19 protein-coding genes are annotated in these 20,955 nt (G+C 63.1%); 6 read left to right on the top strand and 13 right to left on the bottom strand.

Annotated features, from left to right (window positions below):
• The first annotated feature begins 149 nt into the window (after window positions 1-149).
• Entirely contained in the window at window positions 150-1,478 is a 1,329-nt protein-coding gene (locus OOZ51_RS02230; protein ID WP_265977246.1) for a nicotinate phosphoribosyltransferase, read from the top strand.
• Window positions 1,479-2,105: an isochorismatase family protein gene (locus OOZ51_RS02225; RefSeq protein ID WP_265977245.1), complete on the top strand. Its 627-nt coding sequence runs from the start codon at window positions 1,479-1,481 to the stop codon at window positions 2,103-2,105. It abuts the gene before it with no gap.
• A gap of 33 nt (window positions 2,106-2,138) precedes the next feature.
• Here OOZ51_RS02225 and OOZ51_RS02220 read toward each other — a convergent pair whose 3' ends face one another.
• From OOZ51_RS02220 to OOZ51_RS02180, 9 genes are all read right to left on the bottom strand, one after another.
• Window positions 2,139-3,917: a DEAD/DEAH box helicase gene (locus OOZ51_RS02220; RefSeq protein WP_265977244.1), complete on the bottom strand. Its 1,779-nt coding sequence runs from the start codon at window positions 3,915-3,917 to the stop codon at window positions 2,139-2,141.
• Window positions 3,914-4,102 (bottom strand): hypothetical protein, encoded by a 189-nt coding sequence (locus OOZ51_RS02215; RefSeq protein WP_265977243.1) that lies wholly within the window; start codon window positions 4,100-4,102, stop codon window positions 3,914-3,916. The genes OOZ51_RS02220 and OOZ51_RS02215 overlap by 4 nt, the downstream gene beginning before the upstream one ends.
• A gap of 89 nt (window positions 4,103-4,191) precedes the next feature.
• Complete coding sequence (locus OOZ51_RS02210; RefSeq protein ID WP_265977242.1) at window positions 4,192-4,533, bottom strand: DUF3039 domain-containing protein; 342 nt, start codon at window positions 4,531-4,533, stop codon at window positions 4,192-4,194.
• Between the two features lie 22 nt (window positions 4,534-4,555).
• On the bottom strand, window positions 4,556-5,338 hold the full coding sequence (nagB, locus tag OOZ51_RS02205; protein WP_265977241.1) for a glucosamine-6-phosphate deaminase: 783 nt from the start codon (window positions 5,336-5,338) through the stop codon (window positions 4,556-4,558).
• A 93-nt stretch (window positions 5,339-5,431) separates the two neighbouring features.
• Window positions 5,432-7,003, bottom strand: coding sequence for an ABC transporter permease family protein (locus OOZ51_RS02200; protein WP_265977240.1), 1,572 nt, complete (start codon window positions 7,001-7,003; stop codon window positions 5,432-5,434).
• Complete coding sequence (locus OOZ51_RS02195) at window positions 6,985-7,776, bottom strand: ABC transporter ATP-binding protein (RefSeq protein ID WP_265977239.1); 792 nt, start codon at window positions 7,774-7,776, stop codon at window positions 6,985-6,987. The genes OOZ51_RS02200 and OOZ51_RS02195 overlap by 19 nt, the downstream gene beginning before the upstream one ends.
• Window positions 7,777-7,904: 128 nt before the next feature.
• Window positions 7,905-9,008 (bottom strand): NADH:flavin oxidoreductase/NADH oxidase, encoded by a 1,104-nt coding sequence (locus OOZ51_RS02190; protein WP_265977238.1) that lies wholly within the window; start codon window positions 9,006-9,008, stop codon window positions 7,905-7,907.
• Window positions 9,008-9,973 carry a tetratricopeptide repeat protein gene (locus tag OOZ51_RS02185; RefSeq protein ID WP_265977237.1) on the bottom strand — a complete coding sequence of 322 codons (966 nt, stop codon included), beginning with the start codon at window positions 9,971-9,973 and terminating at the stop codon, window positions 9,008-9,010. Before OOZ51_RS02185 ends, OOZ51_RS02190 begins: the two co-directional genes overlap by 1 nt.
• Window positions 9,974-10,009: 36 nt before the next feature.
• A complete protein-coding gene (locus tag OOZ51_RS02180; RefSeq protein WP_265977236.1) occupies window positions 10,010-11,764 on the bottom strand; it encodes a DUF8094 domain-containing protein in 1,755 nt (584 codons plus the stop codon).
• A gap of 299 nt (window positions 11,765-12,063) precedes the next feature.
• On the opposite strand from OOZ51_RS02180, the gene OOZ51_RS02175 reads away from it, so the two are divergent.
• Entirely contained in the window at window positions 12,064-13,254 is a 1,191-nt protein-coding gene (locus tag OOZ51_RS02175) for an AI-2E family transporter (RefSeq protein WP_265977312.1), read from the top strand.
• Between the two features lie 49 nt (window positions 13,255-13,303).
• Here OOZ51_RS02175 and OOZ51_RS02170 read toward each other — a convergent pair whose 3' ends face one another.
• Window positions 13,304-14,098, bottom strand: coding sequence for an alpha/beta hydrolase (locus OOZ51_RS02170; RefSeq protein ID WP_265977235.1), 795 nt, complete (start codon window positions 14,096-14,098; stop codon window positions 13,304-13,306).
• Window positions 14,099-14,116: 18 nt separating this feature from the next.
• Window positions 14,117-14,449, bottom strand: coding sequence for an ATP/GTP-binding protein (locus OOZ51_RS02165; RefSeq protein WP_265977234.1), 333 nt, complete (start codon window positions 14,447-14,449; stop codon window positions 14,117-14,119).
• 57 nt (window positions 14,450-14,506) lie between these two features.
• On the opposite strand from OOZ51_RS02165, the gene nucS reads away from it, so the two are divergent.
• From nucS to OOZ51_RS02150, 3 genes are all read left to right on the top strand, one after another.
• Window positions 14,507-15,202, top strand: coding sequence for an endonuclease NucS (gene nucS, locus OOZ51_RS02160; protein WP_265977311.1), 696 nt, complete (start codon window positions 14,507-14,509; stop codon window positions 15,200-15,202).
• Window positions 15,203-15,276: 74 nt separating this feature from the next.
• Window positions 15,277-16,524, top strand: a complete 1,248-nt coding sequence (gene nagA / locus OOZ51_RS02155; protein WP_265977233.1) for an N-acetylglucosamine-6-phosphate deacetylase — start codon at window positions 15,277-15,279, stop codon at window positions 16,522-16,524.
• Between the two features lie 292 nt (window positions 16,525-16,816).
• Window positions 16,817-17,020, top strand: coding sequence for a cold-shock protein (locus OOZ51_RS02150; protein WP_028264741.1), 204 nt, complete (start codon window positions 16,817-16,819; stop codon window positions 17,018-17,020).
• 142 nt (window positions 17,021-17,162) lie between these two features.
• Here the strand turns inward: OOZ51_RS02150 and OOZ51_RS02145 are convergent, their stop codons facing one another.
• The gene (locus OOZ51_RS02145) at window positions 17,163-19,655 is read right to left on the bottom strand and encodes a bifunctional lysylphosphatidylglycerol flippase/synthetase MprF (RefSeq protein WP_265977310.1); all 2,493 of its coding nucleotides are present in this window, start codon (window positions 19,653-19,655) and stop codon (window positions 17,163-17,165) included.
• Between the two features lie 68 nt (window positions 19,656-19,723).
• Entirely contained in the window at window positions 19,724-20,884 is a 1,161-nt protein-coding gene (locus OOZ51_RS02140; protein WP_323054647.1) for an alpha/beta hydrolase, read from the bottom strand.
• Between the last annotated feature and the right edge of the window lie 71 nt (window positions 20,885-20,955).

Raw genomic sequence — 20,955 nt, 5'->3', positions numbered from 1 at the left:
CATTCTAATGGCGGTGGGTGGGCCCACGCCGGCGAGGGCCCCGGGTCGAGCGAAGCGAGACCTGGGAGCCGGTGGATGGGCCCACGCCGGCGAGGGGCCCGGGTCGAGCGAAGCGAGACCTGGGAGCCGGTGGGGACTAGAGTGAATTCGTGAGTAGATCCGTCGCCTGGGACCATCCCCGCACGTCGTTGTACACCGATCACTATGAGCTAACAATGCTGGAAGCTGCCCTGCATTCAGGGGCGGCGCACCGGCGCTCGGTTTTCGAGGCCTTCGCCCGCCGCCTGCCAGATGGGCGCCGCTACGGCATCGTCGCCGGCACCGGCCGGCTGCTCGAGGGAATCAAGGACTTCCGTTTCGGCGACGCCGAACTCGCCTTCCTGGACCAGCACAAAGTGGTGGACAGGCAAACCCTGGACTTCCTGGCCGACTACAGGTTCTCCGGCGACATCTGGGGCTATCCCGAAGGTGAAGCATACTTCCCCGGCTCCCCCATCCTGATCGTCGAATCCACGTTCGCGGAAGCGTGCATCCTGGAAACCTACATCCTGTCCGTGCTCAACCACGACACCGCCATAGCTTCGGCCGCCTCCCGCATGACCAGTGCCGCCGGGAACCGCCCCTGCATCGAGATGGGCTCCCGGCGCACCCAGGAGGAATCCGCGACGGCGGCCGCACGGGCCGCGGTCATCGCCGGCTTTGGCAGTACCTCCAACCTTGAGGCCGGCCGCCGTTACGGCATCAAGACCGTAGGCACCGCGGCCCACTCGTTCACGCTCCTGCACGATACGGAGCGCGAGGCCTTCGAAGCGCAGATCTCCGCGTTCGGGCCGGGAACAACGCTTCTGGTAGACACCTACGACGTCGGGACCGGGGTTCGCACCGCCGTCGAACTCGCGGGTGACAAGCTCGGAGCGGTCCGCTTGGATTCCGGAGACCTGGTGGCCCAGGCACAATGGGTTCGCGAGCTTCTGGACAGTCTCGGCAACGTCAACACCAGGATCGTCGTCACCTCGGACCTGGATGAATACGCCATCGCGGCCCTCCAGTCGGCTCCGGTGGATGTGTACGGCGTGGGCACCTCCCTGGTCACCGGATCAGGAGCGCCGACGGCCAGCATGGTCTACAAGCTGGTCAGCCGCACCAACGATGCCGGGGAATTCGTCTCTGTCGCCAAGGTTGCCAAGAACAAGGCCAGTGTGGGCGGGCGCAAATACGCCCTCCGCAAACTTGACGAACACGGCATCGCAACGCACGAGATCGTAGGCATCGGACACCGGCCGGAAGACGACGGCAACGACCGCCCGCTGCTCCAGCAGTTCATCAAGAATGGTGAACTGCTCCCTGGGTGGACAGGGCACGAAGGGGTAGTCCGGGCACAGGACCGCCATGCAGCCACCATGGCTGAGCTCCCTCCCGTGGTCCGGAGGTTGCAACGCGGCGAGCCGGCAATCCCCACCATCTACGAGGAGGACTGAATGTCCCGGGCCCTGATCATCGTCGACGTCCAGAACGACTTCTGCGAGGGCGGATCCCTTGCCGTGGAAGGCGGCGCTGCCACAGCCGCAGCCATCAGCGAATACCTCGATTCCAATCACCAGCATTTCGACCACATCGTGGCCACACAGGACTGGCACGTGGACCCGGGCAACCATTTTTCGGACACGCCGGACCTGGTGGACAGTTGGCCTCCGCATTGCCGCGCCGGGAGCAAGGGCGCTGAGCTCCACCCGGACCTGGATGCCGAGTACATCCAGGCCTATTTCCGCAAGGGACAGTACACCGCGGCGTACTCAGGGTTCGAAGGAGTCCTGGCACCCGAAGACGAGGTGCCCACGGGCGAGCTCGCACCCGGCGCCGTCCCCTCCGTCGAACTGGATGAAGACGCGCTGGGCCTCGACGACTGGCTGCAAAGCCACGGAGTGGAAGAAGTGGTGGTGGTGGGGATAGCCACCGACTATTGCGTCAAGGCCACGGCTTTGGATGCCGTCCAGGCCGGCTACTCCGTGACAGTGATCGGCGAACTCACCGCAGGAATCGCGGAAGATCTTGGCGAGACCTACGCGGAACTCGAGGAAAACGGCGTCGAACTGGGACAGAGCTAAAGCCGGGAATCCCGGCCAGGGAGTCAAGCGGCTCTACTTCCGCCCGATGAACCAATCCTGAAGCTTGCGCAGTCGCGACTGCAATTGGTCTTCGTTCGCTTGGGCGACGGCCGGCCCGCCGCACACCTCGCGCAATTTGTTATGAACGACGCCGTGCGGAGTGCCTGTGCGGGCAGACCACGCCGCTACGTTCTTGGCAAGCTCGTTGCGCAGATCCATCAGCATCCGGTGGTCCGGAACCGCGGGTGACGCTGCGGCCGCCAACGGCGACTGACGCTTCTTCCGCGACTGCTGATCATGCTGGCGTTGCCTGAGCAAAGTTCCCACCTGTTCGGCATCAAGCAGCCCCGGAATCCCGAGGAAATCAAGTTCGTCCTCGGAACCGATATCTGCTCCCGTACCGAATTCGCCGCCGTCGAACAGCACGCGGTCAAAGGACGCCTGGGAATCGAGTGCTTCGAACTTGCCCTTTTCCAAGGAGTCCGACGCCTTCTCCTCGCGGTTGGCCTCGGCCATCAGGTTCTCTTCGGGGTTGAAGAGACCGTCCGGATCTTCCTTCTCAGGCCGGTCCAAGGCATGGTCCCGCTCAGCCTCCATGGAGTTGGCGAGGGCCATGAGGGGCGGCACGGAGGGCAGGAACACCGACGCCGTCTCGCCGCGCTTGCGGGCACGGACGAAACGGCCCACGGCCTGGGCGAAGAACAGCGGCGTGGACGTGGACGTCGCGTAGACGCCGACCGAAAGCCGGGGGACGTCAACGCCTTCGGACACCATGCGGACAGCCACCATCCAGCGCTTTTCGCTCTCGGTGAACTCCTCGATCTTGTGCGAAGCCTTGGAATCATCGGACAGAATCACCGTGGGCGACTGACCCGTGATCTTCTTGAGCTGGCCGGCGTACGCACGGGCGTCGTCGTGGTCCGTTGCAATGACGAGGCCTCCGGCGTCGGGCACGGTACGGCGCACCTCGCTGAGGCGCTTGTCCGCGGCGGCAAGAACCGCTGGGATCCATTCGCCGCTGGCGTTCAGCGCGGTCCGCCAGGCCTGGGAGGTGACGTCCTTGGTCACGGCGGCCTCGCCGAGGGAAGCCGCCATTTCGTCGCCGGCGCTGGTACGCCACCGCATCTGGCCCGAGTAGGCCATGAACAGCACAGGGCGGACAACATGGTCCCTCAAGGCGTTGCCGTAGCCGTAGGTGTAGTCCGCCTTCGATCGGCGGATGCCGTCGCGGTCTTCGGCATATTCGACGAAAGGAATCGGCGAAGTATCGGAACGGAAAGGCGTCCCTGTGAGGGCCAATCGCCTTGTAGCGGGATCGAAGGCCTCCCGCAATCCGTCGCCCCAGGACAATGCCTCTCCACCGTGGTGGATTTCGTCAAGGATGACCAGCGTGCGGGCGGCCTCGGTCTTGGCGCGGTGGAGCATCGGTTTGCTGGCCACTTGTGCATACGTCACCGCGACGCCGACAAAACCCCTGCCGTGCTGGCCGTCGGAATTCTTGAAGTTGGGGTCGATGGCAATGCCCACCTTGGCGGCGGCGTCCGCCCACTGGCGCTTCAAGTGGTCGGTGGGAGCAACGATCGTCACGCGGTTGACGGTTCCGTTGTCAATGAGCGTCGAAGCGATCCGGAGAGCGAACGTGGTCTTACCGGCACCCGGCGTGGCCACCGCGAGAAAATCACGGGGGTTGGTGGTCAAATACAGATCCAGGGCTTCCTGCTGCCAGGCGCGCAGTTTCGGGGCGGTTCCCCAGGCCGCGCGTTCCGGATACGCCGGGGGCAGCGCAGGGCCGCCGAAAAGTGTTTCAGTCACGCGGATTCCACCCGCCTGGTGTCTGCCTGACTCGCGGCGATCAGGCCGCGGGCCACGCCACCAGGCGCAGCTCCATGCAGGCCGCTGCGCGAGGCAGCGACGATTCCAAGCAAGGCCGCTGTAGCCAGCGAAACCCAAATAACCACAAAAACACCAATCTTTTCCGGATGCGCCGGATCACGCATGGAAGCAAACAGGCAGGACAAAAAACTCCCCCTCCTGCTACTAGGAAATATCCAACTACTAGGGATTGCTCACTGCTGGGACTTGCTGACTACTTGGAGTCGCCCGATCCGCTGCCCTTGTCTCCGCCGTCGTTACCAGGGCGAAGTCCGTCATAGATTTCTTTACACTCGGGGCAGACCGGGAACTTCTGCGGATCCCGGCCAGGAGTCCACACTTTGCCGCACAGCGCAATCACGGGTGCGCCTGTCAGGGCGGACTCCATGATCTTTTCCTTGCGGACATAGTGCGAGAAACGCTCCCGGTCACCGGGTTCCACTTCCTGGCGCACTTCCTCGCGCTCAATGGTTGCAGTGGAAGTTCCGGCTCCGGAAAGCTCGCGCATGGGATCGTTTTCGAATGGGTCCGGAGGCAGCGTCGTCATGCCATCCATCTTAGCCGCTGCAGCTTCGCGATCAGATGCTCTGCCACTTCGGCTTGTTGTCGTACGTGTGGCGGTAGTAGTCGGCAAGCTTGAGCGAGGAAGCGGCAGCTTCATCAATCAGGATGGTGGCGTGCTGGTGCATCTGCAGCACCGACGCGGCGCAGATGGCTGCGACGGGCCCTTCCACAAAGTCCCGGACAGCCTGGGCTTTCTGCGCCCCGGTGGCAATCAGGACAACATGCCGGGCATCCATGATGGTTCCGAGCCCCTGCGTGACCACGTGGTGCGGGACGTCGTCGATGCTCTTGAAGAAGCGGGCGTTGTCCTTGCGTGTCTGCTCGATCAGCGTCTTGATCCGGGTCCGCGAGGCGAGCGACGAGCCGGGCTCATTGAATCCGATGTGGCCATCGGTCCCCACACCGAGAATCTGCAGGTCAACGCCGCCGAGTGCCCGCATGGAGTCCTCATACGCCTGGCACGCTGCAGGAAGGTCGGCTGCGGTACCGTCTGGGCTATGGACGTTCGCGGGGTCGATGTTGACCCTGTCCGTGAATTCGCGCCGGATGACTTCACGGTACGATTCCGGATGTCCAGGCTCGAGCCCTACGTATTCGTCCAGGGCGAAAGCGTGGGCCTGGCTGAAGTCAAGGCCCCTTTCCTGGTGGCGGCGCGCAAGCTCGTCGTAGACAGGGAGCGGAGACGAGCCCGTGGCGAGGCCCAGGACAGCGTTCGGCTTTCGACGAAGCAGCGACTCGATGGCATCAGCGGCAAGTGCCCCGATCTGCTTGCTTCCCGGAAGGATGACAACTTCCATGGTCCACGACCTTTCTGGCTGAGTTTCCCGGATCGACTGGTTCGACTTTCAGGTTATCCCATGTCCCATATCTTGTCATTGTCGCTCATGGAATCAACGGTGGACGCTGAGTTGAGCAAAGAGTTCCGGCCCGCGTCGGTCAAGCCAGCGGCCGCCGATCCGGACACCCGCCACGAAGAGAACTACTCCAAGAAGTGCGCCCATTGCAAGATTGATCCACCCCCACAACGGATCGCCCGTGACGGACTGGACAATCACGAGCACAAGTTCGGGAAGGAGCAGGACAAGCAGGACCGCCATTCCTCCGAACTGGACGGCCAGTGTCTGGGCAACGTTGCCTGGCGGCTTCTTGAACGGGCTGTCACCGGGCAACGGCACGCTTGACGTGTACCGCGCCGACACGATGGAAGACAACCCGAGGCCCGTAAACAATACGCCCAAGGAAAGTCCAAGAATACCGGGCAGCCAGCCCCAATCTCCCGTCAGGAAAAATGGCCCGACGGCGAAAATCAGCACCACGGGGAGCGCGAAGGCCAGGCAAGCAAGGGCCCGGCCAAGCCGGTCGTCGATGCCGCGGACCCCGGTGGCCAGATGCAAGGCAAACGCGGTGTTGTCGTACGAAACATCGGCTGCGATGGACCAGGCGAGGACAAAAGCAGTCAGGGGCCCGAGGACCATCAGCATGGAGTAGCCTCCGGACTGCCCGGATTCGAACAGGAAGATCACCGGCAGCAACGGGACCACAGTCAGTGCGGCCGCATAGCGCGGATCACGGAGCCAGTAGGTGAGGGCGCGAGCCGCAACAGCGCCGGTAGGAGTTGCCGGCAGAAGCCCGAACAAGCCAAGTTTTCCGCCGCGTTTCCCTGATCCGCCGGAGTATCTCGGAGTAACCAGCGCCCGCTTGAGCAGTGCATTCCAACATGCAAACAACGCGAGGAGAGTGGCCAACGAGATGAGCGTCTTAATGCCGGCGCCCGCGGCATCTCCCGATGCCAGATCCCCACCAAGGGCCCAGGGAGCGCCGAGGGGAGTCCAGGAGACCGTCCGGGCGAGTCCGGGAAGATAGTCGGTGGAACTGGACACTCCTCCGACGACGCCAGCCACGATCGGTCCCATCAAGACAAGCGGCACAAAGACCACAATGCTGCTCGCATCCTTGAAGCGACGGGAGGCAGCGAGGCTGGCTGTCGCCGTCGTTACCACTTTCGACAGCACCACACAGCTGAGGACGCCCAGCACGGCACCCACCAGGGCACCGGCCACCGCCGGCGCACTTCGCCACCATGTTGCCGCAGTGAACAAAGCCACCAACAGGGTGGACAAGCCCGGCAATCCGATGAATCCGGCGAGGGCAAGTCCGGTCAGCAGCTGGCGCATGGGGATCGCCGACGTCGTGAAGCGGGAAGGGTCAAGCGTCATATCCGCGGCCGAAGCCATCAGCGGCACCACAGCCCAGGCCAGGATCGCAGCAGCGCCGCCGAGGACGACGGCGGTATGTGCGGTCTCAGTATCGGCCCACCGCAAGGCGACAAGGACCGCAATCAGGGCCGCCACGACTCCTAATGCGTAGAGCCCACCGATCGCGATCCCCACGATCTGGCCCGGACTGCGCCGGAAGCCGTTCAGCAGGAGCCGCCATTTCAGGCTCAGAAGGTGCGCAACCATTCCAGGCCTTTCGTCCGGTTTCCGCCGCCCACCAACTGCACAAAGCGGTCCTCGAGCGTGGCGCCGTCGCGGACCTCATCCACGGTTCCGGCAGCCAACACCCTGCCCGCCGCGACCACGGCCACGTGGTCGCACATGCGCTGCACCAGGTCCATGACGTGGCTTGAGACGATCACGGTTCCTCCCGAGGACACATAATTGTCCAGGATCCCCCTGATGTTGGCAGCTGAGATTGGATCCACCGATTCAAAGGGCTCGTCCAGCACCAACAGCCTTGGCGCATGGATGAGCGCCGAGGCCAGTGCGATCTTCTTTGTCATGCCGGCGGAATAGTCCACCACGAGGGTGCCCGCGTCGCCGCTGAGATCCAGTGCTTCAAGCAGTTCCCCTACCCTCTGGGCAACGATTTCCCTGTCCATGCCGCGAAGCAGGCCCGCATACGTGACCAGCTGTTCACCGGTCAATCTGTCGAAGAGCCTCACACCGTCCGGCAATATCCCCATCAGTTTCTTGGCTTCCAGAGGCTTCGCCCATACGTCCACGCCATGAATGAAGGCAGTTCCGAAATCCGGCCGCAGGAGCCCCGTTGCCATGGACAACGTGGTCGTCTTGCCCGCCCCGTTGGGACCAACCACTCCGTAGAAGGAGCCGGCGGGCACATCCAGGCTGATGCCGTCGACGGCGATCTTGCCGCCGAAGCGTTTGGCCAGTCCGCGAAGCGCCAAGGCGGGCACCCGGAAGGTGGAAGCGGAATCGGGAAGCTGGACACTCATGCAGCCAGCCTAGTCCCGGCAAGGCTTCCGGGGCTCGTCCCTGAGGGGGAACTCCGGACCACCCCTCCGGACCTGCCTCATCCCAAAGGACTAGATGTGCAAAGGATTAGATCTCCAAACGCTTGGCGTCAGAAGCTGTGCCGCGGAACCGCGCGCTGATACTGCGGCGCCCACTCCAAGGGGAACCCAAGTTCAAAAGCTGCACGAAGCCACCAGTGCGGATCCCGGAGTGCCGCGCGGGCCATGAAGACGCCGTCGGCTTGGCCGGTGGCCACGGTATGTTCGGCTTGCCCGGAGGACGTCAGGAATCCTACAGCCCCGGTAGGGACGCCCGCCTCGCGCCGGATCTGCTCAGAGAATCCCGTCTGATAGCCAGGGCCGGCTTTGATCCGCTGATGGGCCACAGCGCCGCCGCTAGAGACATCCACCAAGTCCACACCGCGCTCGGACGCCGCCCGGGCCAGACGCACCGAGGTGTCAATGTCCACGCCACCCTCGGCCCAGTCGCTGGCCGAAATCCGCAGCAACAACGGCATCGAGTCGGGGATGACGGCACGGACGGCATCGATGACCGCAAGCGTCAGGCGGCTACGGCCGTCCTCACTGCCTCCCCAGGAATCATCGCGCTTATTGATCAGTGGGCTTTGGAACTCATGCAGAAGGTAGCCATGGGCGCCGTGGATCTCGAGGGTGTCGAAACCCGCATCCACTGCCCGCACGGCCGCCGCCGCGAAATCGGAAATCACGGCCTGGATGTCCGCCTCGCTCATCGCAACAGGGGTGGCCAGCCCGGCAAAGGCTTCGTCGCCCGGGCCCCGGGGGACCCAGCCGCCGTCGGCCTCCGCAACGGATCCGTCCTGTTCAGCAAATGGCCAATAAGTCGAAGCCTTGCGCCCGGCGTGTGCCAGTTGGGCGCCGATTTTGCCGCCTATGGCGCTGTTGCGGTGTACAAAGTCCACGATCCGCTCCCAGGCGGCCGCCTGCTCAACCGTATACAGCCCGGCGTCCCTCGGGCTGATCCGCCCCTCGGGGCTCACGGCTGCCGCCTCGGTGAGTATAAGGGCCGCACCGCCCGTGGCAAACGCTCCAAGGTGCACCAGGTGCCAATCGTTGGGTACCCCGCCATCGCCGTCGGCCGAGCAACTGTACTGGCACATCGGTGATACCCAGCCTCGATGAGGCAAGGTCAGGGAGCGTAGCTGGAGCGGGCTGAACAACGCCGGCTGCGTCATTAGAAGAGGACCCGAGCGAGGCCTTGCCGGGCCTTGGCCACACGTTGGTCCGAAATGCCGACGACATCGAACAGCTCGAGCAGGCGTACACGCGCGGTTTCGCGCTCAGGCCCGAAATTGCGGCCGATGAAGGCAATGATGCGGTTGAACGCGTCCTCGATGTGGCCCCCCGAGATGTCCAGATCCGCCACGCTGAGCTGCACTTCGATGCTGTCCGGTTCCTCCGCGGCCTGGTGGCGCAGGGCTTCGACTTCTGTCGCGGTCAAGGACTCAAGGCGGCCCATCAGTTCCACCTGCGCGAGTCCGGCCTTCGCTTCCGAGTCAGCGGGCTTCTCGGCAAGCGCCTGACGGTAAGCGATCGCGGCAGCGGCGTAGTCCCCCGCCTCAATGGCATCGAAGGCTGTTTGGTGCAGGGGTGGCAAAGGCGGGGCCTCAGCGGCAGGGGCGCCGTCGCCGATGCTGCCCGTCACTCCGTTGGCTTCGGCCACCTTGAGGAGTTCATCGATAAGGCTGCGGATTTCCTGGTCCGAGGCGGGCCCTTCGAACAGCGGCACAGGCTGGCCTTTCAACACTGCGACAGCGGTGGGGATGGCCTGGATCTGGAATGCCTGCGCAAGCTGCGGGAACGCGTCAACATCCGCCGCGGCCAGGACGACTTTGCCGGCGAAACCTTCGACAACAGTTTCGAGGCTCTGCAGCAGATTCGATGATTCCAAGGAGCGGTTGGACCACAAGAGGAAAAGGACCGGAATCTGCGAGGACAGCTGCACGAGGTCTTGGAAATTAGCCTCGGTGGCATCTACTCGCAGGGGCTGGGTACTTCCGCTGCTTCCCCCTGAGGCAGCCGGGACACCGCTCGATGCCGACGGCGCAGGGCGCCGCAATGCAGAGAGGTCGACGGCGCCGCGAAGGTTGAGCTGGCTGGCAGCGGCTGGAGAGACGGGACGGGATCCTGGCGAACTCATACCGTCCACTCTAACCGCTGCGCCACGAGCATTTGCCTACTTGAAGCTGGCTCCCACCAGACCGCGGACCGCGGCAACGAGCTTCATCGGAGCAGTCGAACCAGCCGGCGGAATGTACACGGCTACTGACTCCGCGAAGGTCTGCACGAGGCCCACTTTCGTGGAATCCCCGCCGGCAAGCACAGCCGCAGCTTTGTCCACAGTCAGCGTGTCGCCATCAGACTTGGGCTTGCTGGTGAAATCGAAGTCCAGCTTTCCCACAACCACAGCACCGCCGTCGGACGTCCTGAACACTGCCGTGTCCGCCGGAGTGGGGGTGTGGGTGAAGGTGAAGTTTCCATTGGCGCCGGCCTTCACGGTGCTGGCCTGGTAGTCCAGGACATCGGCAATGTAGGGCGAGTTGGTTCCCTCCACCAGCTTGTCCTTGAAAGCTGAGTCCGCCTTGGTCAGGCGATCACCCAGGGCGGCCAGCGCCTCGGTCCCGCTGTACTGCAGCCCGGACTTGTCCTCTGCTGCTACCTGCTGGGTTCCGCCCAAGGGGATCGCCGGGAAAGACGTCCCGGGCTGGAGCGGAGAGGCACTCTTGAGCTTGTAGTTCTCCCGCGCCGAAGCCTGCACAAGAGTCAGAACCTGGGGAACCACGTTGCCGTCGCCCTGCGTCACGGCGATCACCGTGCGCGGCCAGTTGCGCTGAGTAGTAATGACGCTGCCCAGCAACTTGCTGGACCGGACGGGCATCCGTGCCTCGTGCGTTGCAACCTGGGACCGGATCTTGTAGTTCTGCGTCCGCACCTGAAGCTCCGCGCCGTCAACCCGGGGAGCGAGCTTGGCGGCATCACGCGCGGCATCGCCGGCGGCCACTGCGCTGGCGACCTGTTCCAGGATGCGTTTGAGTTGGGCGTCCACCAAGACAGGGGCAGACGGGGCCCCGGAGGTCTCTGACGGGCTCGCGGTGGGTGACCCTGAGGGAGAAGGGGTATCGCTCGCCTGGGCGCCTGCCGCAGTGCCACCAACGAGGGCAGCTGCCACTGCGGCAGCCACGATCGAGACACGGAGCGCAGGACCGCCGCCCGTGCTCTTCTTGGTGTCCTCGCCCGCAGCGCCATTATCGACTTCCGCGTTCTCGTTTGTCTTCCCGCCGTCGGCGGGATCGCTTGGGCGAGGGCCCCGGCCTCGGCCGCGTGTGAGCTTGTTGACGAAAGGCAGCGCCACACCCGCGAGCATGAGGATCGCGCCAATGACGATGAGCGGGACGGCCCACGGCATGGTGGCATCGTTGCGGAACGTCACGGAGATCGACGACGGCGCGGGCTTGGTTCCGTCGCTGGCCAAGAGCAGCGACCAGTTGCCACTCGCGGGCGGAGTAAAGGTGTAGTCCAGCTGACCGTTGGCGTTCTGGGTTTCAACCCACAGGTCCGATCCGGCCGGGGATGGAGCTGTCGCTTCGCCGTCAGTGCCCGCGACTTGGAGGGACTTGCCGTCCTCGGAGACCCCGTTGACGCTGTTGTGTGCGGTCTTTCCTACCCATGCATCGACGTCATCCGGGCGGCCAACAGCCAGTACGAAATTGCCATCGCCCTTGACGCTGATCTTTGTGGGACCGCCTTTGTGGGTCAGCACGCTTTGGTTGATCACCGTCAGCGGAGCGGCTTTGGCGTCGCCGGGAGCGGACGCGGTCACGGTCTCGGCCGGAGCCCAAAAGGTCAGCTGGCCAACACCGGCCAACAGTGTCAGCAGGCCAAGCAGCACCAGCGAAACTGCAGTCTTCAATCGCACAGGAATACCAATCATCAGCGGTCGTTGAACTTCAAGGGTAACGGTTTTGTTACCGAAGAGTCAGTTCGGAGTCCTGCCACGGAGGCTCCCGGCGCACCGCTTGGCCCCTGGAATCCGCCAATTCCCGCCTGCTGATAGTGTGGCGAACAACATCACATCGGGCACCGCCGGGGCCTGAACGCGGAACGAAAAGGCAGCTAAAACACGTGAAAGAGCGCAAGGGTCCGACTCCGGCCGAACAACAGCCCGGGACCAGCCTGGATGGTTTGGCCAACGGGTCCGCCCAGGACGGCAGGGATCACGGCGAGGGGCTGATGGCTTCCTTCGTGCGCCGGCTCCGCCAGCCCATTCCGGGCGCACAGCCGCGGGTGCGTTTCGAGATGCCGCCCGAGCTTGAGCATGATGAAACAGTCGAGGCCGAGCAGGACGAATCCGGCGGTCCGCGCTTCGGCTCCCCCGGTCCGAGGATGTCCGCGCAGCATCCGCTCTATGTCGGATTCATGGGCACGGCCGGCGTCGGTGTCGCTCTATTGTTGTACTACATCGGTACCAATACCGCCCAGCTGTTGCTATGGATCGTGACCGCTTTGTTCATTGCACTGGGCTTGGATCCCGTGGTTGGTTGGCTTGAGGGACGAAGGATTCCGCGCCCTGCCGGGGTCGTCATCGCGGTCGGAGCGGTTGTTGCCGGGGTGGCAGCGTTTTTTGGCACTCTCATCCCCACGATCGTGGAACAGGTCTCGCAGATCGTGCGGCAGGCTCCTGATTGGATCCGCGGTTTCGTGGATTCCGATTTCTTCCGGTCCTTGGACAGCCAGTTCGGCGTCCGCGACAGGATCAGCCAGGAGCTGGACAAATTCGTCAAGAACCCGGACGCCATGGGTGGCATCTTCGGCGGTGTGGTCGGTTTCGGTTCCACTGTGGCCAACGGCGTGTTCGGGACGCTGATCGTCCTGGTCCTCAGCCTTTACTTCCTCGGTGCACTGCCTGCCATGAAGAGGTGGGGCTACAGGCTTGCCCCCCGCTCGCGCAGGCCGCGTGTGGAGGCTCTGTCAGAGGAAATCACGCGTTCGGTGGGCAACTACGTGATCGGCCAAGTTTGTGTGGCCTTGCTCAACGCATTGTTCGCTTTCATCGTCATGAGTATCCTGGGGATCCCGTTCAGCGTCCTTCTGGCTTTCGTGGTGGCCCTGCTCGCGTTCATACCCCTGGTGGGAGGAATGATCGCCGCCGTGGTGGTCATTCTGGTGGCCTTGACCGCCGGGTGGCAAACGGCCGTGATCTACGCCATCTGCTACTTCGCCTATCTGCAATTTGAGGCCTATTTCATCTCCCCGCGCATCATGCAGAAGGCGGTCGCTGTTCCCGGCGCAGTCGCCGTGATCTCGGTGATTGCAGGCGGCAGTTTGCTGGGCGTCCTCGGCGCCTTGATTGCCATCCCGACGGCGGCAGCCATCATGCTGCTGATCAAGGAAGTCTTCATCATCCGGCAGGACCGCCACTAGGCCTTGCGATGGCCTGGGGCCAAGCAACTGGCCAGCCGGCGGCCACCGGTCACGCGGTAGCTACCAGACCCGTCCATTGGCGCGGCAAGCCGTGAGGTCCCGCGCCGGCTTCCGTCACGTCGTCGACGATCTCGTCCAAAACCCGTGCCGCATACTTCTCCCCGACCCACAGGTGCTTGGCGCCGTCGATCCCCAGGACACTGGCCTGGGGCACCAGGCTGAATCGCTCAGCGGCCTCAGCAGGCTGAAGATAGTCGTCGTGTTCCGGAACCAGGACGGTCAGTGGCTTTCCCGAGGCGGCCCATTCCTTCAGGTGCACATCAGTCGCCCGGTGCAGCGGTGGTGACAGCAGCACGGCGCCCTCCACCTGGGACGCCACAGGTTCAACTGCCCCGTACATCAAGGCCAGCTCAGTACCAAAAGACCAACCCACCAACCAACGGTTCGGAAGCCCGCGTTCCACCGCGAAGCGAACGGCGGCTTCGACGTCGTACCTTTCACCGATTCCTTCGTCGAAGTGCCCCTGGCTGGTACCCCGGGGCGAATGCGTCCCCCGGGTGTTGAAGCGCAAAACCGCGACGCCGGCCAGTGCCGGAAGTCGATAGGACGCCTTGCGATAGACGTGCGAATCCATGAATCCGCCGTGAGTAGGCAGCGGGTGCAGGGTAATCAACGTTGCCGTGACCTCACCGGATTCCGGCAACGCCAACTCTCCCACGAGCCGATTGCCGTCATCAGTGAGGAACTCCACGTTCTCGCGGCGCGCCGGCAGAACCGTCGACGCCCGGATATCAGTTGCAGACTCCGGTTGGCTGAAAACGAGGGACGCAGGATCGAAACTCATGCTTCCAAGCTTAAGTGCTCAGCGGTATCTGTACGTGCGGCCTGTCCAGCAGTTGTTGTGCCAGTGCCGGCGTTCCGCCAATCCTGCGGCTTCGCCGAAGAGGTGCGTCTCGGACCACACCACCAAGTGGGCGATTCCGGGCATGATGGCCATCGAACAACCGGGGCAGATATAGGTCTTCTCGGCATTCCGTGCGGTCATGGTCCGGACCATCCAGTCGCCGTCGGGGGCGCTTTCCCTGCGGGCGATGCCCGAACGGGCGCGTTCCAGATCCAGTTCCGGCGACTCGCCTGTCCGTTTCCAGCTTGCCTTGGCTGATTCGGTGCGTCGGGGGCGGTTGGAGCGGGGCATGCCTCCATTCTGCCCCAGTCGCAGAATGCAAACGGCAGAGGAAGTAAAGTGGAGCGGGTGCGACTCGTCATAGCCCGTTGTTCCGTTGATTACGTTGGCCGCCTCAAGGCCCACCTCCCGCTTGCCACCCGGCTTTTGCTCGTCAAATCCGATGGTTCGGTGCTGGTCCACTCCGACGGCGGCTCCTACAAGCCGCTGAACTGGATGAGCCCGCCCGCTACCCTTCGTGTGACCACGCCGGAGGAGACCGAGGTCGAAGAAGGCGTGGTGGAGCAGTGGACAGTGCAATCGGCCAAGACCGATGACCGGCTCATCATCAACATCTACCAGCACCTCCACGACACGTCCCACGACCTCGGAACCGACCCCGGGCTCATCAAGGATGGCGTCGAGGCCGACCTGCAGCGACTTCTTGCCGAGCAGATCGAAACCCTCGGGGCCGGCTATTCGCTCATCCGCCGTGAGTACTTCACCGCCATCGGGCCGGTGGACATCCTCGCCAGGGACAGCGACGGCCGGACAGTCGCCGTCGAACTCAAGCGGCGTGGCGACATCGACGGCGTCGAGCAGCTCACGCGGTACCTCGAGCTGCTCAACCGCGATCCGTTACTGGCACCGGTACGGGGCATTTTCGCCGCCCAGCAGATCAAGCCGCAGGCCAAAGTCCTTGCCAACGACCGTGGAATCGATTGCATCACCCTGGACTATGACGCCATGCGCGGCGTAGATGACAGCGAGTCGCGCTTGTTCTAGGTGGTCCGGTTGACCCCGCCTTCATCCTGGGCTAAACCGGGTCCGAGGCAACCACAGGCAACTAGAATCAAAGCATGACTGTCCCAGACCGGCCTGCAGCTTCTTCTGCGCCTGTGCGCCACCTTATTACCGGAACGATCGTCAGTGACGGCGTGGTGATCGAAGATGGCCTGGTGGCAGTGGAGGACGATCGTATCGCCTTTGCCGGGCCGGCCGCCGAATTCCACGAAGCTTCCTTTGAAGGCTTCGAGGAAACGCCGCGGACGGATTTCCCCACGGAACGTTACATCGTTCCCGGTTTCGTGGATTTGCATTGCCACGGCGGCAACGGTGGCGACTTCCCGGGGGCCGACGAATCCTCGGCGCGCAAGGCCATCGATTTCCTGCACCGGTCCGGAACCACAACCTTGCTCGCCAGCATGGTCACGGCGTCCCGGGAGGACCTCCTCCGCGGCATCGAGCTATACGTGCGTTTGGCCGATGAAGGGCTTGTGGCGGGTATCCACTTGGAGGGACCCTTCCTCTCACATGCCCGCTGCGGCGCGCAAAACCCGGCCTACCTGCTTGAGCCGGACCTGGATCTCATGAACGAGCTGGTAGAAGCCGCTGCAGGCAAGCTCGCCACGATGACTTATGCCCCCGAGCTTCCCGGCGCCGCAGCATTGGTGGACCTCATGACGTTCCACGGAGTCACGCCGTCACTTGGCCATACGGATTGCGACGACGCAACGGCTGCTGCCTCGCTCACCGCGGCACGCGAGGGCTTGGAATCCGCTGGATTCGACGGCGTCAGCTCTTTGCCGACTGTCACTCACTTGTTCAACGGCATGCCTCCCATGCACCACCGCTCCCCCGGCCCCGTGGCCGCCTCCCTTCGCACGGCCCAAGAAGGGAAAGCCGTAGTGGAACTGATTGCGGACGGGACCCACCTCGATCCAAGCACCGTGGCAACCGTTTTTCAGCTGGTAGGTGCCGCGAACGTTGTCCTCGTGACCGATTCAATGGCAGCAGCGGGACTCTCCGACGGAAACTACATGCTGGGCCCCTCGCCGGTGACCGTGACGGACGGCGTGGCCACCTTGGATGCCACCGGCTCCATCGCCGGCGGTACTGCCACCATGCTCGACGTCGTCCGGCGCACCGTTGCAGCCGGAGTCCGGCTCGCCGACGCCGTTTCGTCGGCGACGGCGGTTCCAGCCGCAGTCTTGGGACTCTCCGATGAACTCGGCGGCCTTCGAAGGGGCCTGCGGGCCGATCTGGTAGTCGTGGACAAAGAACTGCAACTCGCGGGCGTATTGCGCAATGGGGATTGGCTGGCCTAGGCCGAATTCGCAAACGCCCAATGGCGGGAGCCGCTTTCTTCCGTTACCTTCTTTTTACTTAAAATTTGTCGGAATTCCCGAACAGACCGTTGACCTCCAGTAGCCGCCATGAAAGTGTTGTAGCAGTCTTTGTGTAGGTGTGATTCATGCTCGCAAGACGTGTTGCGAGCGTGAAGCTCCTGCGAAGCCAACCAAGCCTGGCTTGGACGGAATACCAGGTCTTCTCGCGGAGTAACCAAGGTCGGCACGCGGTGTGCCGGACTTAATAGTTCCACAATGAGGAGAAACAAAAATGGCACTGGGCACCGTCAAGTGGTTCAACGCTGAAAAGGGCTTCGGCTTCATTACCCCGGACGACGCAGAAGGCGACGTCTTTGTCCACTACTCCGAGATCCAGACCGGCGGATTCCGCACCCTCGACGAGAACCAGCGTGTTCAGTTCGAGATCGGTCAGGGCGCAAAGGGCCCGCAGGCCACCGGCGTAACCGCCGTCTAGTTTGACTGCTTGAATTCTGCCTGGCAGGTTCAAGGAAGGGGTTCCGCGCAGAATGCGGGACCCCTTTCTCCTTCCCAACTGGCTCGCATTTGTTGTCGCTATGAGCCGTCAAAACGACAACAAATGCGAGTTAGTTGGGTTCTCAGGCAACGAGGGTGCGAAGAAGCCTGGCAGTTTGCCGAACGGACAGCCCTGGCAAATATGCCCGGCTTAGCGCAGCGCCGATCGCGGGAATCTCCAAGCTGTCCTGGTAGTACATATAGAGGGTCCTGTACTCGGGCTGGAACCTGGATTTGAAGCGCGCCAGCGATCGGAATCCGTAAACAGGTTCCAAGGTCCTTCCAACAAGGTCGAGAATGCCCGCCATACCGGCGTCCCCGCTGGAGAACTCCTCGGGATCCCCGGCCAACGGCGAACCAGACAGGGAAATGACCTCCACGCCGTGACGCAACTCCTGCACTGCTGAGGCAATCATGAATTCCATGATGCCCGGGAACGCATCACCGCGCCGGCGCATGAAGTCCAATGTCCAGCTAACCACTCGACCCTCACGAAACACCGGAAGCCAACTGGTGACCCCGTAGACAAACCCTTTGCTGTCGACGGCTATGCAACACAGCACGTCGTCGTCCATCAGCTCGTCGAGGGAACCCAGGGTAAAGCCCATTTCAGGTACTTTCTTCCTGGCGGCCCATTCTTCTGACACCTCGCCAAGTTGGGAACGGATGTGCTGGGAGAACTTTGAATAGCGTCCCCACCGGACTTCAACGCCGGCTTTGAGCGCCCGGTTCTTGGCTGTGCGGACATTTTGCCATGCTTTGCCCGTGAACTCGAGGTCGCGGATGAACAGCCGGGTTTCCTGGGCGACGGCAATACGGCGAAATCCCGTGGATTGCAACATCGGCCACAATTCCTCGGTGCAGGAGTAGAGGCACGGCACCAATGCGTGGTCCGCACAGTAGTCGAGGAAACCTTCGGTCGCGGCGCGGGCCTGTTCGGGAACGCCGAACGGGCCGGCGAGGGTCAGTGCAACGTTTCCATGCTGCTGGTAGGCAATCCCGGCGTCCGTTCCGGGAGTGAACCAGAACTTGTTCGGCTCCCATAGCGCCATCCAGGAGAGGGACTCTCCGCCGCGCTTGACCAAATCCCTTGCCACTTGCCGGGCCGGATCGTCGCCGCCAGGACCGTGTTGCCGCTTGAGGAGCAGCATCCACACCGCGGCGAGTGCCACAAGCCAGAAAATAATCCCCGACCAGGCGAACAATATTGATTCGGCGGCGCTCCGCTCGGCGAACACTCGCCCAAAAGCCGTCGGTATCGGCAGGGGGAGATATTGCCGGGCGAGTTCGGCAACGAGCCCCAAGACGCCGCCGTCGTGCGCCATGCCGCCCGAGCCGAGCCAGGCCCCTGTGTAGGCACTCGCCAATACAACCCACGTTCCGCCAGCCAGCAACGCCATCTTTCGGCGAAGAAGCGCCCTCGACGCCACCACAAAGTTGCCCCTGAACAGGAAAAGCAGAACTGCCAGGATGAGAGGAACCAGCGCGAGGGTCAGGATATGGAACACTGCGGACCCCAGGACCACGGTGCGGGCACGTCCTGGAAAGTGCGGAATGCTGGCAAACAAAACCAGGTAGGCGAAGGACAGTGCCACCACACCGAGCTGTACGCCAATGGCGATCTTCAGCGCCAAGCGCCTCCCTTGACGCATGCCCACCGCACAAATGAGGAGAAGCAATGCGGGTACGACGGCCAGGGCTACTCCGGCTGGGCCGGGATAGCCCTGGCGTCCAAGTTCCAGGCATTTGATGTCCACGGTGCCGCCGCAGTTGGCCTGCAGCTGCGTGAGTGTGGGGACAGGGTTCAGGACCATCTCACGGAGCAATGCCAACGGCCCCGCGGGGCTCCGCACGGCGCCGGCTACGAGGGGTCCGACGCCGAAAATCGCCACCATGAGTGATAACAGGTTTCGCGTCTCACGCCTGGTTGCGCGATGGCTCGGTGGTATGCCCTGGTCGAGTTGGAGCCAGAGACCGCCCCCCAGTCCTACCAGCGCACCGGTGAGCGCCATGACAGCCGAGGGATCGCCAACGTAGAGGACCAGGAGAAGTGCCAATGACACAACTGTCGCCCTGAGCCGCCGGCGCCACAGCGTGGGAAGAAGACCGCTGGCGGCCATCGAGACGAAGAGGGTTGCGGGAAGGGGACCGGAAGTGCTGGCGTCCATCATCCGTCCCAACCAGCCGTCGTCGGCGTAGGCGGCGACCTGGACCACCAGCAGGAAAGCAGTGACCGTGGCAAACTGGCCACCAAGGAACCCTGCGGCCGTGCGGAACCATCCCAATTTGCGCTCTGAGGACCCCAATAGCACGACGAGCAGCAGCGAGCTCGTAACGTAGTCGAAGGGATTGACAGCAAAGAACATCGAGGTCCAGATGGACCACCAGTCCCCTGACTTCAATCCGCCACCACTCACGCCGGTGAGGTGCCTCAACGCATCAGGGCTGGACGCGACGTCGGGATCGAAGATCGCTGGAGTAAGCAGGTAGAGCGCGAGCACCAGCACGGTGAAGGGGATTGCACCAATGTGTGCACCCACGTTTCCAACCAGGGCCCGAACGAGCGCTGCCACCATCTTCCGTGCGGGCTTGGCGTCCTCGTGCACGGATGCTTGGTCCTTGGACAATTGGGCTTCCTGGGTGCTCATTGCGTGATCCCCCACCGCGGAGCCAGGAAATCCAGTGCGGAAGGAAACTCCTGCACGGCCACCGCCCACGAGTGGCCGGCTCCCGAAACCGAAGCCTGCCTGATGTCGAATCCGGCACCGCGGGCCGCCGTCGCAAGCTCGGTGGCGAAATGACTGAACTCACCGTCAGCGGTACCCACCGCTATGAAGCCTGCATGCCCTGCGTAGCTTTGCTTTTTCATCAAGGTCAGCGGAGTCAAGGCATCGAAAGCCGCAGGGTCTCCGCCGAATGCGGTCTGGATGGTCCTCTGGCGGTCGGGACCAAGCGAAGGCTCTCGCTCGCCCGAGAAAGCAATGAAGGAAGGATAGATTTCAGGATGAAGGGTAGTCATCTGCATGGCACAAGTCGCACCGAAGGAAAACCCGCCGACGGCCCATTTCCTTGGATCGGCGGACACGCCGAGAGTCGAGTTGATCCAGCGCGGAACATCGACCGCGAGGTACGTGTCGGCACGGGCGATCCGGCTATCCACGCACATGGTGTTTGCAGTATCGGAACCGTTTGGATCGACCACCACCACAACCGGCGCTGCTCCACCATGTTTTGCCGCGAAGGCATTCATCGTCGGTTCGAGTAGCCCGCCGGTCAGCCAATCGGCGGGACGTCCGGGCTGGCCGGCAAACAAAACCAGCACGGGTAGTTGGGTTCGGTCGGTGGCCAGGTAGGCCGGCGGCAGGTAGATAAAAGCATCCTGCGCCTTGAAACCGGATTCGGTCCCCGGAATCGATGCCCTGCGGACTATTCCCGCACCATGCGCTGACACCGGCAGGGGTTCCGAAGCAACCTTCTTGAACTCGTCCCCAAGCTCCGGAATCCGCCCCACATTGTGGCCGAAAAGATCTGCTGCCGTGTGGTTGAGGCCGAAATAGCTGTTGATCTGAAGCGAAGCAAGGAGCAAAACGGCCACAAACGAGCCTGCGGCGGCGCTCCTGACACGCCACGAAGAACCAGGGAGCCGGAACAGAAAGAGGGCCAGCGCTGAGAAGGCAACCACGGACCACGCGAGAACTTCGAAGGAGAGGTCCTCAGGGAACACGATGAGAACGTTGACGAGCAACCAGTGGATGAGTGCCACAACTCCGATTGCCACGACAACGGCCGCAACAATGAAGAGCACCCAGCGCCAGCTTGGTCGAAAGAGCAGGAATGCTCCCCCGGCAATTCCCGCGCCAAGGATAGTCCAAAAGA

Origin of the sequence: Arthrobacter rhizophilus (genome assembly GCF_026241105.1) — a bacterium.
In the GTDB taxonomy this organism is placed as follows: Bacteria; Actinomycetota; Actinomycetes; order Actinomycetales; family Micrococcaceae; genus Arthrobacter.
This window is presented reverse-complemented; position numbering and strand designations above follow the sequence as displayed.

Bases quoted from the DNA above. Each gene is read 5' to 3' on its own strand.
- OOZ51_RS02225 (WP_265977245.1), top strand. From the start codon at position 1,479: ATGTCCCGGGCCCTGATCATCGTCGACGTCCAGAACGACTTCTGCGAG.
- OOZ51_RS02215 (WP_265977243.1), bottom strand. From the start codon at position 4,102: ATGCGTGATCCGGCGCATCCGGAAAAGATTGGTGTTTTTGTGGTTATT.
- OOZ51_RS02210 (WP_265977242.1), bottom strand. From the start codon at position 4,533: ATGGATGGCATGACGACGCTGCCTCCGGACCCATTCGAAAACGATCCC.
- nagB (WP_265977241.1), bottom strand. From the start codon at position 5,338: ATGGAAGTTGTCATCCTTCCGGGAAGCAAGCAGATCGGGGCACTTGCC.
- OOZ51_RS02200 (WP_265977240.1), bottom strand. From the start codon at position 7,003: ATGGTTGCGCACCTTCTGAGCCTGAAATGGCGGCTCCTGCTGAACGGC.
- OOZ51_RS02195 (WP_265977239.1), bottom strand. From the start codon at position 7,776: ATGAGTGTCCAGCTTCCCGATTCCGCTTCCACCTTCCGGGTGCCCGCC.
- OOZ51_RS02190 (WP_265977238.1), bottom strand. From the start codon at position 9,008: ATGACGCAGCCGGCGTTGTTCAGCCCGCTCCAGCTACGCTCCCTGACC.
- OOZ51_RS02185 (WP_265977237.1), bottom strand. From the start codon at position 9,973: ATGAGTTCGCCAGGATCCCGTCCCGTCTCTCCAGCCGCTGCCAGCCAG.
- OOZ51_RS02180 (WP_265977236.1), bottom strand. From the start codon at position 11,764: ATGATTGGTATTCCTGTGCGATTGAAGACTGCAGTTTCGCTGGTGCTG.
- OOZ51_RS02175 (WP_265977312.1), top strand. From the start codon at position 12,064: ATGGCTTCCTTCGTGCGCCGGCTCCGCCAGCCCATTCCGGGCGCACAG.
- OOZ51_RS02170 (WP_265977235.1), bottom strand. From the start codon at position 14,098: ATGAGTTTCGATCCTGCGTCCCTCGTTTTCAGCCAACCGGAGTCTGCA.
- OOZ51_RS02165 (WP_265977234.1), bottom strand. From the start codon at position 14,449: ATGCCCCGCTCCAACCGCCCCCGACGCACCGAATCAGCCAAGGCAAGC.
- nagA (WP_265977233.1), top strand. From the start codon at position 15,277: ATGACTGTCCCAGACCGGCCTGCAGCTTCTTCTGCGCCTGTGCGCCAC.
- OOZ51_RS02150 (WP_028264741.1), top strand. From the start codon at position 16,817: ATGGCACTGGGCACCGTCAAGTGGTTCAACGCTGAAAAGGGCTTCGGC.
- OOZ51_RS02145 (WP_265977310.1), bottom strand. From the start codon at position 19,655: ATGGTGGCAGCGCTCGTTCGGGCCCTGGTTGGAAACGTGGGTGCACAC.